Source organism: Streptomyces vastus, from assembly GCF_039532825.1.
GTDB lineage: Bacteria > Actinomycetota > Actinomycetes > Streptomycetales > Streptomycetaceae > Streptomyces > Streptomyces vastus.
The window spans coordinates 107,345-121,630 of the sequence record NZ_BAAASJ010000081.1 but is presented as its reverse complement, the minus strand read 5'-3'; the positions used below and the strand labels follow the sequence as shown (position 1 = coordinate 121,630).

The 14,286-nt window shown below is 70.2% G+C and carries 16 protein-coding genes; 7 read left to right on the top strand and 9 right to left on the bottom strand.

The genetic code is table 11. The features are described from left to right. Positions 1-51 precede the first annotated feature (51 nt). The gene (locus tag ABD357_RS29585; protein ID WP_344394076.1) at positions 52-1,002 is read right to left on the bottom strand and encodes an anti-sigma factor family protein; all 951 of its coding nucleotides are present in this window, start codon (positions 1,000-1,002) and stop codon (positions 52-54) included. Beyond that, positions 999-1,772 carry an RNA polymerase sigma factor SigE gene (gene sigE / locus ABD357_RS29580; RefSeq protein ID WP_344394075.1) on the bottom strand — a complete coding sequence of 258 codons (774 nt, stop codon included), beginning with the start codon at positions 1,770-1,772 and terminating at the stop codon, positions 999-1,001. The genes ABD357_RS29585 and sigE overlap by 4 nt, the downstream gene beginning before the upstream one ends. Before the next feature lie 142 nt (positions 1,773-1,914). On the opposite strand from sigE, the gene ABD357_RS29575 reads away from it, so the two are divergent. After that, complete coding sequence (locus ABD357_RS29575) at positions 1,915-2,613, top strand: O-methyltransferase (protein WP_344394133.1); 699 nt, start codon at positions 1,915-1,917, stop codon at positions 2,611-2,613. 144 nt (positions 2,614-2,757) lie between these two features. On the opposite strand, the gene ABD357_RS29570 is transcribed toward ABD357_RS29575, so the two are convergent. Then, positions 2,758-2,925, bottom strand: coding sequence for a DUF3117 domain-containing protein (locus ABD357_RS29570; protein WP_003966491.1), 168 nt, complete (start codon positions 2,923-2,925; stop codon positions 2,758-2,760). 379 nt (positions 2,926-3,304) lie between these two features. Here ABD357_RS29570 and chcB point away from each other — a divergent pair, with 379 nt between their 5' ends. Further along, on the top strand, positions 3,305-4,120 hold the full coding sequence (gene chcB / locus ABD357_RS29565) for a 2-cyclohexenylcarbonyl CoA isomerase (protein ID WP_344394074.1): 816 nt from the start codon (positions 3,305-3,307) through the stop codon (positions 4,118-4,120). Between the two features lie 74 nt (positions 4,121-4,194). On the opposite strand, the gene ABD357_RS29560 is transcribed toward chcB, so the two are convergent. Together ABD357_RS29560 and ABD357_RS29555 are read right to left on the bottom strand one after the other, a co-directional pair. Then, on the bottom strand, positions 4,195-4,776 hold the full coding sequence (locus ABD357_RS29560) for a DNA-3-methyladenine glycosylase I (protein ID WP_344394073.1): 582 nt from the start codon (positions 4,774-4,776) through the stop codon (positions 4,195-4,197). Further along, positions 4,773-5,123 carry a DivIVA domain-containing protein gene (locus ABD357_RS29555; RefSeq protein WP_344394072.1) on the bottom strand — a complete coding sequence of 117 codons (351 nt, stop codon included), beginning with the start codon at positions 5,121-5,123 and terminating at the stop codon, positions 4,773-4,775. Before ABD357_RS29555 ends, ABD357_RS29560 begins: the two co-directional genes overlap by 4 nt. A 180-nt stretch (positions 5,124-5,303) precedes the next feature. Here ABD357_RS29555 and folP point away from each other — a divergent pair, with 180 nt between their 5' ends. Beyond that, a complete protein-coding gene (folP, locus tag ABD357_RS29550) occupies positions 5,304-6,164 on the top strand; it encodes a dihydropteroate synthase (protein ID WP_344394071.1) in 861 nt (286 codons plus the stop codon). Between the two features lie 440 nt (positions 6,165-6,604). Here the strand turns inward: folP and ABD357_RS29545 are convergent, their stop codons facing one another. Continuing rightward, complete coding sequence (locus ABD357_RS29545) at positions 6,605-7,363, bottom strand: LOG family protein (protein WP_344394070.1); 759 nt, start codon at positions 7,361-7,363, stop codon at positions 6,605-6,607. Positions 7,364-7,486: 123 nt separating this feature from the next. Next, positions 7,487-8,566 carry a succinyl-diaminopimelate desuccinylase gene (gene dapE, locus ABD357_RS29540; RefSeq protein ID WP_344394069.1) on the bottom strand — a complete coding sequence of 360 codons (1,080 nt, stop codon included), beginning with the start codon at positions 8,564-8,566 and terminating at the stop codon, positions 7,487-7,489. A gap of 128 nt (positions 8,567-8,694) precedes the next feature. On the opposite strand from dapE, the gene ABD357_RS29535 reads away from it, so the two are divergent. Together ABD357_RS29535 and ABD357_RS29530 are read left to right on the top strand one after the other, a co-directional pair. Then, positions 8,695-9,684, top strand: a complete 990-nt coding sequence (locus ABD357_RS29535) for a heavy metal transporter (RefSeq protein WP_425585055.1) — start codon at positions 8,695-8,697, stop codon at positions 9,682-9,684. 358 nt (positions 9,685-10,042) lie between these two features. Further along, positions 10,043-10,504 (top strand): ATP-binding protein, encoded by a 462-nt coding sequence (locus ABD357_RS29530; RefSeq protein WP_344394067.1) that lies wholly within the window; start codon positions 10,043-10,045, stop codon positions 10,502-10,504. A gap of 68 nt (positions 10,505-10,572) precedes the next feature. On the opposite strand, the gene ABD357_RS29525 is transcribed toward ABD357_RS29530, so the two are convergent. Together ABD357_RS29525 and fdxA are read right to left on the bottom strand one after the other, a co-directional pair. Continuing rightward, complete coding sequence (locus ABD357_RS29525) at positions 10,573-11,679, bottom strand: bifunctional succinyldiaminopimelate transaminase/glutamate-prephenate aminotransferase (RefSeq protein WP_344394066.1); 1,107 nt, start codon at positions 11,677-11,679, stop codon at positions 10,573-10,575. Positions 11,680-11,800: 121 nt separating this feature from the next. Next, the gene (gene fdxA, locus ABD357_RS29520) at positions 11,801-12,121 is read right to left on the bottom strand and encodes a ferredoxin (RefSeq protein ID WP_018089397.1); all 321 of its coding nucleotides are present in this window, start codon (positions 12,119-12,121) and stop codon (positions 11,801-11,803) included. A 140-nt stretch (positions 12,122-12,261) separates the two neighbouring features. On the opposite strand from fdxA, the gene ABD357_RS29515 reads away from it, so the two are divergent. Together ABD357_RS29515 and ABD357_RS29510 are read left to right on the top strand one after the other, a co-directional pair. Continuing rightward, positions 12,262-13,311 carry a GNAT family N-acetyltransferase gene (locus tag ABD357_RS29515; RefSeq protein WP_344394065.1) on the top strand — a complete coding sequence of 350 codons (1,050 nt, stop codon included), beginning with the start codon at positions 12,262-12,264 and terminating at the stop codon, positions 13,309-13,311. Between the two features lie 84 nt (positions 13,312-13,395). Continuing rightward, entirely contained in the window at positions 13,396-14,283 is an 888-nt protein-coding gene (locus tag ABD357_RS29510) for a transglutaminase family protein (protein WP_344394064.1), read from the top strand. Positions 14,284-14,286 lie beyond the last annotated feature (3 nt).

Below are 14,286 nucleotides of genomic sequence, written 5' to 3'. Positions count from 1 at the left end.
GCCCATCCCTGGATTCAACCAGGTTCACCAGCCGCCGCGCAGAGGGCGGGTTCAGCGGGCGGAGGGAGGCGAGGGCGAGGCGGACGACTCGGGCAGCGGCACGACGGCCGACAGGCCGGGCGTCGCGAACTGAGACGCCGTCGACCATGAGGTCAGCGTGACAGGCGGGGGCGTGTCGAGGGGACGTATGAGCGGGGACATCGCGGCGGCGCCGGCCATCACAGGCGCGGTCAGCGCATGAGGCGGACGCGAGTCGTGCTGCCCAGCCGGCGCGGCCATTCCGGGCAGCAGCGGCGCGGACACCTCGGTCGGCGCGACCTGCTCCGCGGTGAAGGAACGCTGTCCTTGTGCGAGCAGCGGCGCAAAGCCACGGCGGCGCTGCTCAGGCGTCGTCGACGCTCCCGTGCCCTGCGTACGCGCCGGGGTCACATTGCTGCCCGAGCCGGACCCGCCCCGTGCGTCCACGCTGTCGGGCACACCGGTCGACACCCCGCCGAGCGCGACCGCGGCCAGCGATACGGCCCCGGCCGCCACGAACGCGAAGCGCAGCCCGCGTGAGGCCGAGCGTTCGGCTTCACGTCTGCTGATGTCATGGATACGGAACCCACGCTGTTCCGAGGGCAGCACGGCGGCATGCGGGCCGCTCGGCACATACTCGAACGGATCGTGCGGCACACCGAAGCCCGGGTCCTGCTTCACGCCGAAGGCACCGGACGAGCCGAAGCCTCCTCCGCTCAGCCGGGAGCCGCCCCCGTCCCCGTCACTTCCCCCGGGCAGCCCCTGGAGGCGGGCCAGGAAGCTCTCGGAGGGCGGGGGTGGAGCCGCTTCCGCGAACACGTTCTTCAGTCGTCGTTGCTCATCGGCTTCGGCCTTGCACTTCGCACAGGTCGCGAGGTGGGCCAGGACGCGCTCACGCGCCTCATGACCGAGCTCTCCGTCCACCAGGGCGGAGAGTCGGTCTCCCAGGTGCTGCTCTGCCGGCGTAGGACGTGATCCACTCACGCGGTCGCGCCCCCTCCTCCCAGAGCGGGCACCCCGGTGACGACCAGGCCACGGCGCTCGGCGCGGGCCTCGGGCGACCGGTGGGCAAGGGCCTTGCGCAGCTGCGAGCGGCCGCGGTGGATCCGGCTGCGGACCGTGCCGAGCTTGACGCCCAGGGTCGCGGCGATCTCCTCGTACGAAAGCCCCTCGATGTCACACAGGACGACCGCGGCACGGAATTCGGGCGCGAGGGTGTCGAGCGCCTGCTGGACGTCCGCGTCGAAATGCGTGTCGTTGAAGACCTGCTGTGGTGATGGCTCACGGCTGGGCAGCCGCTCGGCCGCGTCGTCGCCGAGCGCGTCGAACCGGATGCGCTGCTTGCGGCGCACCATGTCCAGGAAGAGGTTGGTGGTGATGCGGTGCAGCCAGCCCTCGAAGGTGCCGGGCGTGTAGGTCGACAGGGAGCGGAACACCCGGACGAAGACTTCCTGCGTCAGGTCCTCGGCATCGTGCTGGTTGCCCGTCAGGCGGTATGCGAGCCGGTAGACCCGGCCACTGTGCATGCTGACGATCTCCTCCCAGGTGGGCGGAGTCCACGCCTGCGAGTCCGCGTCGGACGTGAAGGTCGCGGTCTGAGCGGAATCGGCTGCGCGGTACTTGTCAGCGGTGTCGGTCACGGATTTCGGCTCACCCGCCGATCTGAGCAGGCGCTTCAGCACCCCTCCTCGATCCCCAGGCGCAGCCGCACCTCCCCTGTCGGCTCTGGTGGTGTCCAGTGGAGCCCCTACCATAGCCACCTCGCCCGTTAGCTCCGGATAAGCGGTTTTACGAGAAATTGACACGCGCTTCCGCGATTGCGTCAGCACTTGCTCGGTGTCCTTGTCCACCAGCTACCCCCCGCGTCGTTCCACACCCCTCTAAACGCCCGGTCCCATCTGCGGGTTCCCGACGGCAACGGATACAGTCACGCCCAGGCAACCACGGGGACGGGAGAGGGCCATTAGCGGCAACCGGCAGACGAGCTGGGCGTTCGCCGACGCCTTTGTCGCCGAGGAGGACGCGCTGCGCTGGGCCCGGGACCGGGCCCGGGAGGCAGGGCTGCGCTCGGTGTCCCCCGGCACCGGCGCCGCGCTGCGGTTGCTCGCCGCCACCGTGGGTGCGAAGGCGGTGGCGGAGATCGGAACCGGAACCGGAGTCTCCGGAATTCACTTGCTGCACGGCATGCGGCCGGACGGTGTACTGACCACCGTAGACACGGAGCCGGAGCGCCAGCAGTTCGCCCGGCAGGCCTTCCGAGCCGCCGGCTTCGCCAGTAATCGCGCGCGCATCATTCCGGGCCGCGCCCTGGATGTTCTGCCACGGCTGGCAGACTCCGGATACGACCTCGTCTTCTGCGACGGCGACCGCCTGGAATATCTGGACTATCTCGCTGAATCGTTGCGCCTGCTCCGCCCCGGCGGCCTTGTCTGTTTCGAAGGCGTCTTCTCCAACGGCCGGACAGTGGACTCGGGCCCGCAGCCGACTGAGGTACTGCGCCAGCGCGAGCTGCTCCGCACGGTCCGCGAGAACCAGGACCTGGTGCCTTCGCTGCTGCCCGTCGGCGACGGCCTGCTGTGTGCGGTCAAACGCTGAGCCGTCGCGCCGCTTTCCCGCCTTCACCAAGCTGACCGGCACGAACACCCCAGGCGTACGTCAGTCACGTAACCCTGGAACGACAGCGCCCCGGCACCAACCGCGGTGCCGGGGCGACTCAAAAACCTTTTCGTCGCTCCCGCGTCAGCCGACGACCTTCTTGAGGGCGTCGCCGAGCGCGTCGGCCTCGTCAGGGGTCAGCTCGACGACGAGTCGACCGCCGCCTTCGAGCGGAACGCGCATGACGATGCCCCGCCCCTCCTTGGTCACCTCGAGCGGGCCATCACCCGTCCGCGGCTTCATGGCCGCCATGCTCGTTCCCCTTCCTGAAACCAGCTCATCGTCGCCGACGGCCCCTTCGAGGGCACACGTCCTCTTGGAGGACACGCGTCACCGGCATCGAACACATTGCTTCCAAGCCATTATCCCGCATCTCAGGACCCGATGACCAACATCAGTCGGCATCGCTTGCGCAACGCGCTTGAGCAAAACCACTCAATTCGGCGATGTGACTGCGATACTGCGCCGCCGCATCGACTTTCGGGGGCCGGAATTCTTTGACGCAGGTCACATGTCTGAACACAGCCACTCCTCGTGATCTACGCCATGCTGTCCTCGGACGACCACGAAAACGACCACGAAAACGACGACGAAGACGACGACGAAGCCGTGACACCGGAGGGGACCCACCATGGCCGACACCGTGCTCTACGAGGTGAGCGACGGACTCGCGACGATCACGCTGAACCGCCCCGAGGCGATGAACGCGATGAACACCGAGACCAAGGTCGCCTTCCGGGACGCGGCGCAGGCGGCAGCGGCGGACGACTCCGTACGGGCCGTGCTGCTCACCGCCGCCGGTGACCGGGCCTTCTGCGTGGGCCAGGACCTGAAAGAGCACGTCGGCGGGCTGCTCGCGCTGCGCGAGTCGGGCGCCCAGCAGGACGGCGGGAGCGTCATGAGCACGGTGCGGGAGCACTACAACCCGACCCTGCGGGCCCTGACGGGGGCGGCGAAGCCCGTGGTGGCAGCCGTCAACGGTGTCGCTGCCGGGGCGGGTTTCGGCTTCGCGCTCGCCGCGGACTATCGCATCGTCGCCGACACGGCCTCCTTCAACACCTCGTTCGCCGGGGTCGCACTGACTGCCGACTCTGGCCTCTCCTGGACGCTGCCACGCATCGTCGGCCCAGGCCGGGCCGCGGATCTGCTGCTCTTCCCGCGCAGCATCACGGCCCAGGAGGCGTACGAACTCGGCATCGCCAACCGCCTCGTCCCCTCAGCCGAGCTGGCCGCCGAGGCCGTGAAGGTGGCCCGCACTCTGGCCGAGGGGCCGACGCTCGCGTACGCCGCGCTCAAGGAGTCCCTCTCCTACGCCCTGTCCCACTCCCTGGACGAGGCCCTGGAGAAGGAGGACGAGCTGCAGACGCGGGCGGGGGCGTCGGAGGATCACGTGATCGCGGTGCAGGCGTTCATCAACAAGGAGAAGCCGAAGTATCTGGGTCGATGAGGCTCTGATGGAGACCGCGGACCGGCTGTCGCTGATCACTCTCCCAAGCCGCATATCGAAACAGCACCGGGCCCCTATGGGGCGCTTCTGGCCACGCAATCCACCAAGTGGTCGTCCACCAGGCCGCACGCCTGCATCAGCGCGTACGCCGTCGTCGGGCCCACGAAGCGGATGCCGCGCTTCTTCAGAGCCTTGGAGAGGGCCGTGGACTCGTCGGTCACCGCCAGGACGTCGGCGAGGGTCTTCGGGGCGGGGCGGGTTGTCGGGTCCGGCGCGTACGACCAGATCAGCTCGTCCAGCTCGCCCGGTGCCCAGTTCGCCAGCGCACGCGCATTGGCTACCGTCGCCTCGATCTTGGCCCTGTTGCGGATGATCCCGGGGTCGCCGAGGAGCCGCTGCTTGTCGGCGTCCGTGAAGGTGGCGACCTCGGCGATCTTGAAGTCGGCGAAGGCCGCGCGGAAGCCCTCGCGGCGGCGCAGGATCGTGATCCAGGACAGGCCCGACTGGAAGGCCTCCAGGCACAACCGCTCGTACAGCGCGTCGTCGCCGTGGACCGGGCGGCCCCACTCCTGGTCGTGGTACGTCACGTAGTCCTCGGTCGACAGGGCCCAGGGGCAGCGCAGCGCTCCGTCGGGTCCCTTCAGTGCCTCGCTCACTGGTGGTCGTCCTCCGTGTGCTCGTCCAGGGAGACGTCCCGGTCCGCCCTCGCTCCGGCCAGCGCGACCTCCAGGTCGGCGATCCGTGCGTCGCGCTCGGCCAGTTCGGCGGCGAGGCGGCCCAGGGCATCGTCGACGTCAGCCATGCGGTAGCCGCGGACGGTCACCGGGAAGCGCAGCAGCTCCAGGTCGCCGCGGTGCACCGGGCGGTCCAGTGGCAGGGGGTCCACGAAGCGCTCGGGCGGGGCCTCGGGGAGGGCGGTGCTGTCGCCGCCGCCCAGCACGGAGAGGGTCACCGCGCCGACGACCACGACGAGGGCGACGACCAGGAACAAGAACATGAACATCGCTGCGGTCCCCCACGCTCTGCCGCCGGCTGCCGCCGGCTGTTGCCGACGCGGTACGCGCCGACGCGGAAAGTGTCAGGCTCCGATCGTGCCATGCGACGCTGACAGTTAGGGTCGCAGGCGGCCGGTCCAGGCGGCGGAACGGCGACCACTGCGAACAACTGGGAGAGGTCACAGGGGATGCTCAGGCTGGGCAGGCGCGAGTTCGACGCGCATGAGCCGGTGATCATGGCGATCGTGAACCGGACCCCCGACTCCTTCTACGACCAGGGGGCCACCTTCCGCGACGAGCCGGCGCTCGCACGCGTGGCGGAGGCGGTGTCAGAGGGTGCTGCCATCATCGACATCGGTGGGGTCAAGGCCGGTCCCGGCGAGGAGGTGACGGCCGAGGAGGAGGCGCGACGCACGGTGGATTTCGTCGCCGAGGTGCGGCGTCGGTTCCCCGACGTGATCATCAGCGTCGACACCTGGCGGCACGAGGTCGGTGAGGCGGTCTGCGAGGCGGGCGCGGATCTGCTCAACGACGCGTGGGGCGGCGTCGATCCGCGGCTCGCGGAGGTCGCCGGGCGGTTCGGGGTGGGGCTGGTGTGTACGCACGCGGGCGGTGCGCGGCCTCGTACGCGGCCGCATCGGGTCGCCTACGACGATGTCATGGCCGACATCTTGCGGGTCACCCTCGGGCTGGCCGAGCGCGCGGTCTCTCTCGGGGTGCCGCGGGAGTCCGTGCTCATCGATCCCGGGCACGACTTCGGCAAGAACACGCGGCACAGTCTGGAGGCCACGCGTCGGCTGGGCGAGATGGTTTCGACGGGGTGGCCCGTGCTGGTCTCCCTCTCCAACAAGGACTTCGTCGGCGAGACCTTGGACAAGCCGGTCAAGGAACGGGTCCTCGGGACCCTTGCCACGACGGCCGTCTCGGCGTGGCTGGGGGCGCGGGTGTACCGCGTCCACGAAGTCGCGGAGACCCGCCAGATCCTGGACATGGTGGCGTCGATCGCCGGCCATAGGCCGCCGGCGGTTGCCCGTCGAGGGCTGGCGTAGTCCTGCCGGGGTGCCGCCGGGAGGGCTCTTCGCCCCCCCCGCCCTTACCCGTCCCATCCCGGGGCCGGCCCCGGAACCCGCTGGGGGCTGCGCCCCCGACCCCCGCTCGGGGCTCCGCCCCAGACCCCGTTTCGGGACCCCTGGCGCCCGCTCGGACCCCGTTTCGGGGGCCAAGCCCCCGGCCCCCCGCTCCTCAAACTCCCCCAGCTACCGCTGGGGACCCCCCAGGGGCTGATTTTTTGCCTCCGAACTTTGTCAGCGCAGGTCCGCACCAACCAGCCCGTCCGGCGATTGAGGACAAGGCCGCAGGCCGATCGGGGTCTGGGGCGGAGCCCCGAACGGGGGTCTGGGGCGCAGCCCAGCAGGTCCAGGGGCGGAGCCCCTGGCGGGGGCCCCGGGATGGGACGGGTAGGGGCGGAGGGGGCGAAACAACCCTCGCCCTACCTCCCCGCCTCCTTGGACACCAACGCCACCGCCTCATCCACGTCATCCGTCAGGTGGAACAACAGCAGGTCCTGTTCCGACGCCTTGCCCTGGGCGATGAGGGTGTTCTTGAGCCAGTCGACCAGGCCGCCCCAGTACTCCGTACCGAAGAGAACGATGGGGAAGCGCGTGACCTTCTGGGTCTGAACCAGAGTCAGCGCCTCGAACAGCTCGTCCAGCGTGCCGAGGCCACCGGGCAGGACCACGAACCCCTGCGCGTACTTGACGAACATCATCTTGCGCACGAAGAAGTAGCGGAAGTTCAGCCCGATGTCGACGTAGGGGTTCAGCCCCTGCTCGAAGGGCAGCTCGATGCCGAGTCCGACCGAGATGCCCTTCGCCTCGCACGCGCCCTTGTTGGCAGCCTCCATGGCACCCGGCCCACCACCCGTGATGACCGCGAACCCGGCCTCCACAAGCCCCCGGCCGAGCGCGACCCCGGCCTCGTACTCCAGCGACCCGGCCGGCGTACGGGCCGAGCCGAACACGCTGATCGCGGGCGGGAGTTCGGCCAGCGTGCCGAAGCCCTCGATGAACTCCGACTGGATGCGCAGCACCCGCCAGGGGTCGGTGTGCACCCAGTCCGAGGGCCCTCCCGCGTCCAGCAGCCGCTGGTCCGTCGTGCTCGCCTGCACCTGGCCGCGCCTGCGCAGCACGGGGCCGAGCTGCTGCTCGTCCGGTGGCCGCTTCTTGCCCTCCGGGTCGCCAGTAGCCATGTCTGCTCCCTCCGCTTGCAGGTCGTTCCACCCCAGCGTAGGTCTACGCGGGTTACGGAGGGAGGACGCCGGCATGTCCGCCATGAACCGCCCTCAGGTACGGGGCAGGACCTCACGTACGGGTCAGGACGTCAGCCAGGCCCGCAGGCGTTCCTCCCCCGCCAGGATCTTCCCCGTTTCGACCCGTTCATCCCGCTTGTGCGCCAAGTGGGGGTTCCCGGGTCCGTAGTTGACGGCGGGGATGCCTAGCGCACTGAAGCGGGAGACGTCCGTCCAGCCGTACTTGGGCTGCGGAGTGCCACCGACGGCCTCGATGAACGCGACGGCCGCCGGGTGGGACAGACCGGGCAGCGCGGCCCCGCTGTGGTCGTCGACCACGAACTCCTCGACCCCGCAGTCCGCGAACACCTCGTGCACATGGGCCAGCGCCTCCGCCTCGCTACGGTCGGGCGCATAACGGAAGTTGACGGCCACCACGCACTCGTCGGGGATGACGTTGCCCGCCACTCCGCCCTCGATCCGGACGGCATTGAGGCCCTCGCGGTACTCCAGCCCGTCGATGACCGGATAGCGCGGCTCGTACGAGGCCAGGCGGGCGAGGATCGGGGCAGCGGCATGGATCGCGTTCGAGCCCATCCAGCTCCGCGCCGAGTGGGCGCGCTCACCGCGCGTCTTCAGCAGCACCCGGAGCGTCCCCTGGCAGCCGCCCTCCACCTGCCCGTCCGAGGGTTCCAGCAGAACCGCGAAGTCGCCCTCCAGCCAGTCGGGACGGGCCTCGGCCACATGCTTCAGACCGTTGAGGTGAGCGGCCACCTCTTCGTTGTCGTAGAAGACGAATGTGAGGTCTCGATTGGGCTCGGGCACGGTGGCCGCGATGCGCAACTGCACGGCGACACCCGCCTTCATGTCGCAGGTACCGCAGCCCCACAGCACGCCGTCCTCGTCCAGGCGCGAGGGCACGTTGCCGGCGATCGGCACCGTGTCGATGTGCCCGGCGAGGATCACGCGCTCCGCCCGCCCCAGCTGCGTACGGGCGACGACGTTGTTGCCGTACCGGTCGACCCTCAGATGCGGCAGGGCACGCAACGCGGTCTCGATGGCGTCCGCGAGAGGCTTCTCGCTGCCGCTCTCCGAGGGAAAGTCGACGAGCTCCGCGGTGAGCCGGGCGGCGTCAACGGTGAGGTCAAGCGGGGTGTCAGCCATACGGTCGACCCTAGCGCGACGGCACGCACCACCCTCACGCGACTGCTTTGAGACATCCCCCACGGCTTGTTGACCAAATGTCCATAGTCCCGTCATCCGACCCCTTGCCCTTCGCTACCTTGATGGGCGTGCGTGAACCCATCAGTAACCGCCGTCGCCGCCGCCTCCCCCGTTTCGGAACGGCCCTCGCGATGCTGCTCGCCCTCGCGGCGTATCTCACCTTCCAGTACGTCTCCGGGGGCACGGGTGCTCCGCGGTGCACGGTCGTCTCGGACAGGGGCGACAGCGCGCCACACGAGTACGAGTTCACGGCGGAACAGGCGGTGAACGCGGCGACGATCTCGGTGGTCGGCACCAACCGCGGCATGCCCGAGCGGGCCGTCACGATCGCCCTCGCGACGGCGCTCCAGGAGTCCGGTCTGCGCAACATCGACCATGGCGACCGCGACTCGCTGGGCCTCTTCCAGCAGCGGCCCTCGCAGGGGTGGGGCACACAGACGCAGGTCATGGACCCGGCATACGCGGCGGGCGAGTTCTACAAGCACCTCGCCAAGGTGCCGGACTACTCGGAGCTGCCGCTCACCGTCGCCGCCCAGCGCGTGCAGCGCAGCGGCTTCCCGGACGCGTACGCGAAGCATGAAACGGACGCCACCCTGCTGGCCGCGGCACTGACGGGGCGCGCGGCGGGCACGCTCACCTGTGAGGGGCGTCCGGAGATGCGGACCGGTGACATGCGGCCCGGCGGACCGGACGCGGTGCGCGCCGCGCTGGTACGGGACTTCGGGCAGGACATGTTCCAAGGGGCGGGTGCGGAGCGGAAGTTGAAGCCGGGCGCGGGCGCCACGCCGTCGGACGCGTCCACCGGTGCGGGTGGTCCCGCAAGCCCCCGCACCGTGGTCATCCCCGTCCCCGACGGCCCGGCCGCCAGGAGCGGCGAGCGGCAGCGGGGCTGGGGGCTTGCGCACTGGGCGGTGGCCAACGCCTCCGCGCTGCGCATCAAGCGGGTCTCGTACGCGGGTTGGGCCTGGACGGCCGGGAACACCCGCAGCGAGTGGCGCGCGGAAGCCTCGGGGTCCCGGAACTCCACAGGCGAAGTCCGAATCGTCACGGGGCGGTAGTACGGCTCCCCACCCGTTGGAGGGACCCTGTGCGCGCCATGTCCACGGCGCGCACAGGATTTCGTCCGGCCACTCGCGAATCGACTGAATCCCTTGGGAATCAAGGGCCGTAAGGATTCAGCAGACTTTCGCACCGGGCGTTCTTTGCCCGGTTTCCTCCGCAGCAGATAATGCGACGCATTGCCAACTCTTTACGTCGGGCCACCGCAACCTTCGCGGACTTCGAGCGGTAGTCACTGCGTCCGAGCCCGGAACGATCAGCTGCAGTCAGTTGGCCGGCATCCAGTCGGCCACCGCCAACTCCCGGTCCCGGTCCCGGTCGCACACTTCACCGTTTTCTCCCCGTCTAAGGAGCATCATGTCCCTCCCCCTGACCCGCCGGATCGCCCGTACCGCGCTGCTCGTCGCAGCGGGAGCGGCTGCCGGGGTCGGTGCGGCCGGCTCCGCCAGCGCGGCGCCCCAGCTGCCCGCTACACCCGACCTCGGCGGGATGTCCGCGCTGGACAACGCGGGCACCAGCGTCGACGGTGCCACGCAGACCACCACCGACCTCGCGAGCGACGCCGGCAACAAGGCCGTCAAGCAGGCCGCACCGGCCGCGGGCAAGACGGGCGGCAAGACCGTCAAGACCACAGGCAAGGCCGTCAAGCAGACGGCGCCCGCCGCGCAGCGCTCCGCCGGGGATGTCGCCGGTTCCGCGAGTGACGTGGCCGGTGACGCCGCCAAGTCGGGCGAGGCGCCCCTGTCGACGGACGGCCTCACCAAGGGGGGCCTCCCCGGCACGGACACGCTGCCGGCGAAGACCCTGCCGCTCGGCTGACACCACGCTCATACGGCGAAGGGGTCCAGGTGCACACCACCCGGACCCCTTCGCCGTACGTATGAGACCTACAGGCGCCCCACGGCTGCCTGTACCCGCTCATCCGTCGCCGTCAGTGCCACGCGGACGAACCGTTCGCCCGCCGGCCCGTAGAAGTCGCCCGGTGCGGCCAGGACACCCAGCTCCGCCAGATGGGCCACCGTGTCCCAGCAGGACTCGTCCCGGGTCGCCCAGAGGTACAGGCTCGCCTCGCTGTGCTCGATGCGGAAACCGTGCCGCAGCAGAGCCTCGCGCAGGGCCGTACGGCGGGCCGCGTAACGCTCGCGCTGTTCGCGTACGTGGGTGTCGTCTCCGAGGGCGGCGATCATCGCGGCCTGGGTCGGCGCGGGCGTCATCATGCCGCCGTGCTTGCGGATCTGGAGGAGGTCACCGAGGACGGCCTCGTCGCCCACCAGGAACGCGGCGCGGTAGCCCGCGAGGTTCGACCGCTTCGAGAGCGAGTGGACCGACACGAGGCCCTCGTACGAGCCGCCGCACACGTCCGGGTGCAGCACCGAGACCGGGTCGGCCTCCCAGCCGAGCTCGATGTAGCACTCGTCGGAGAAGACGAGGATGCCGTGCTCGCGCGCCCAGACGACGATCCGGGTCAGCTCGTCCTTGGACAGGACGCGGCCGGTGGGGTTCGACGGGGAGTTGAGCCACAGGAGCTTCAGATCGGTCGGGTCCAGCTCTGTCGGGTCCTCGTACGAGACGTGGTCAGCGCGAGCCAGCCTGGCCCCGACCTCGTACGTCGGGTAGGCGAGGCGCGGGTAGGCGACCACGTCTTTCGATGTCGCAGTGCCGGGGCCGAGGCCCAGCTGGGTCGGCAGCCAGGCCACCAGCTCCTTCGAGCCGACGACCGGCAGGACATTGCGGTGGGTGAGGCCGCGCGCGCCCAGTCTCCGCTCGCACCAGCCCGTGAGCGCGTCCCGCAGTTCCGGCGTACCCCACACCGTGGGATAGCCGGGCGAGTCGGCCGCGGCCACCAGAGCTTTCTGGATCAGCTCGGGAACCGGGTCGACCGGGGTACCGACGGACAGGTCGACGATGCCCTCCGGATGAGCGCGGGCCGTCGCCTTGAATGGCTCCAGCTTGTCCCAGGGAAAGGCGGGAAGCCGGTCGGAGACTGCGGACACGGGGTTCACTTTCTGCTTGGGCGGCGGGGCGCCGGGCCGCTCGGGCAAACGCCTCGGTCCCGTACGGCGATCAAGGCGATCAGGGCGTACGGGACCGAGGCGACGCGGAAGCGGGCGCCGCTTACTGGTTCTGCGGCGGCAGCGCTGCGATGAAGGGGTGATCGCGCTCGATCAGGCCGAGCTTGCTGGCGCCGCCGGGCGACCCGAGCTCGTCGAAGAACTCGACGTTCGCCTTGTAGTAGTCCTTCCACTCTTCCGGAGTGTCGTCCTCATAGAAGATCGCCTCGACCGGACATACCGGCTCACAGGCTCCGCAGTCGACGCATTCGTCCGGGTGGATGTACAAGGACCTTGAGCCCTCGTAGATGCAGTCGACCGGGCACTCCTCGATGCACGCCTTGTCCTTGACGTCGACACAAGGCTGCGCGATGACGTAAGTCACGCTGTCGTTCCTCCTCGGTAGGGCGCTGGCGGGCCTCCTCAGGCTCCGCCGCCTGGCGCGCGGGAGCGCGGCGTCGTCGATGCCCGCACCTAGTATCTCCGTTCCCGGGCGTGATCCGAACAGGAGGGTTGTACTGAGCTGTGGATTTCTCCTCGCATATACGGCTCGAAGTCCGTGTCACCCCTGCTGACGTGGGCAAACGTGTCTCGGTACGGCAGCTGGACGAAGACGCTCCGAAGGGTGAGAGGTTCACCGACACGGTTGGTGTTCTCACATCATGGGACGACGGTGTGCTGCTGATCACACGACGGTCCGGGGAGCGTGTCCGCATCCCGGAAGCGTCGCTTGTCGCGGGGAAGGTCGTACCGTCGGCGCCGGCCCGCCGCCGGGGCCCTTCGGCGTCGTACGAGGAGCTGGCGCGGGTCGCCGCGCGGGGCTGGCAGCCGGTGGAGCGGGAGCTTCTCGGCGGCTGGGAGCTGCGGGCCGCAGTCCAGAAGGTGCCGCGCGAAGCGCGTCGATGGGGGGCGGTGGTCGGGCGACGGGCGGGCTTTACCCGGCGGGCGAACTCGGTGCTGCCGCTGGGCGATCCCGGACTGCCGCTCGACGAGGCGCTGGCGTTCGTACGGGACTGGTACGCGGCCCGTGGTCTGCCCGCGTACGTCCAGACCGCGACCGGCGCCGAGGGCACGCAGGAGTTGCTGTGTGCGGAGCTGGAGGGGCGGGAGTGGACGCGTGAGGTGAGCGCCGAGCTGTGGACGGGCGCGCTCGCGCCGCTCGGCGATCTTCCGGAGCCCGCGCGTCCGGTGCTCCTCTCCCGTACGGCGGACGAGGCGTGGCTCGGCCGCTACCAGCGCAAGGGCTTGAGCGAGGTGGCGCTCAAGGTACTGGACCGCGGGCCTTCGGTGTGGTTCGCGACAGTGCCCGGCGCCGATCCGGGTTCCCCGGCGGCGATCGGCCGCTGTGTGGTGGACGGCCGCTGGGCCGGTTTCGCCGCACTCGAGGTGGATCCGTCCCTTCGCCGTCAGGGTCTGGCCACGATGGTGATGGGCGCACTGGCCCGCCAGGCCCTGTCGGAGGGCGCCTCGGCAGCTTGGTTGCAGGTGGAGACCGACAACGAAGGGGCGCGGGCGCTGTACGGGGGGATGGGGTTCGCGGCGCACCACGTGTACCACCACTACCGGGAGCCGTAGCGCGACGGAGGTCGGTGGTGCGGTGAGACTGGTGGTTGGAGCCGCGCGGCGGTAGCAATCGGTGTGAAAGGGCACGAGGCAGTTATGGGTCCACCTCATCCTCCCGGGCCGGAGCGGAGCGCCGCATGGCGGCGGTGGTTCGCTGATGAGGCGCGGGCCGAGCGACCCGATCTTGCGACGCTGTGCCTGCTCATCGGGGCCGAGGCGGACGGAGCGCTCGACGAGGCGGGGATGGACGCCGCGCAGATCGAACTGGACCGGCTGGCCGGGGAGGTGCCGTTCCGGCCGGGCGGGCCCCAGGCCTGGGCCACGGCGCTGGCCGAACATCTCGGCGGGCGCTGCGGGTTCCGCGGCAGCGCAGGTGACTACCAGCGGCTGGAGTCCTCGCTCCTGCACGAGGTGCTGCGGCGGCGACGCGGGCTGCCGATCCTGCTCTCGGTCGTGTGGATGGAGGTCGCGCGCAGGGCGGGGGCGCACGTGTACGGGGTCGCCCTCCCAGGCCACTTCGTGGTGGGCTTCGGCCCGCCCACTGCCCCTCAAGGAGCTTCGCTCAGTGCTGAATTCGAGGAGCAGATCCTGGCCGACCCCTTCGATGGCGGCCGCGTAATGACCGGCCCCGACGCGGAGCTGCTCGTGGCGGGCGCCACCGGTGCGCCCCTCGACCCGTCGATGCTCACGCCCGCCGACCCGCTCGACGTCGTCCTGCGCATCCTCAACAACATCCGCGCCTGGGCCGCCGCCCGCCCCGAACGCGGCGACGTCGCCCTGTGGGCCGTGGACCTCTCCCTACTGCTCCCGTCCCACCCCGCCCGCCTCCGCTACGACCGCGCCCAACTCCTCGTCCAGCACGGCGACTTCCTGGCAGGCGCCACAGAACTCGACGCGTACGCCGACATCGTGGCCCCTGTCGACGAACCCGCAGCGGACCGCGTACGCCAACAGGCGCGCGCGGCCCGCGCGATGCTCAACTGAAGC

What these genes read in the sequence shown, in the direction of transcription:
- sigE (WP_344394075.1), bottom strand. Translation starts at nt 1,772, where the DNA reads ATGGTAGGGGCTCCACTGGACACCACCAGAGCCGACAGGGGAGGTGCG.
- ABD357_RS29570 (WP_003966491.1), bottom strand. Translation starts at nt 2,925, where the DNA reads ATGGCGGCCATGAAGCCGCGGACGGGTGATGGCCCGCTCGAGGTGACC.
- chcB (WP_344394074.1), top strand. Translation starts at nt 3,305, where the DNA reads ATGGCCGACACCGTGCTCTACGAGGTGAGCGACGGACTCGCGACGATC.
- ABD357_RS29555 (WP_344394072.1), bottom strand. Translation starts at nt 5,123, where the DNA reads ATGTTCATGTTCTTGTTCCTGGTCGTCGCCCTCGTCGTGGTCGTCGGC.
- folP (WP_344394071.1), top strand. Translation starts at nt 5,304, where the DNA reads ATGCTCAGGCTGGGCAGGCGCGAGTTCGACGCGCATGAGCCGGTGATC.
- ABD357_RS29545 (WP_344394070.1), bottom strand. Translation starts at nt 7,363, where the DNA reads ATGGCTACTGGCGACCCGGAGGGCAAGAAGCGGCCACCGGACGAGCAG.
- dapE (WP_344394069.1), bottom strand. Translation starts at nt 8,566, where the DNA reads ATGGCTGACACCCCGCTTGACCTCACCGTTGACGCCGCCCGGCTCACC.
- ABD357_RS29530 (WP_344394067.1), top strand. Translation starts at nt 10,043, where the DNA reads ATGTCCCTCCCCCTGACCCGCCGGATCGCCCGTACCGCGCTGCTCGTC.
- ABD357_RS29510 (WP_344394064.1), top strand. Translation starts at nt 13,396, where the DNA reads ATGGGTCCACCTCATCCTCCCGGGCCGGAGCGGAGCGCCGCATGGCGG.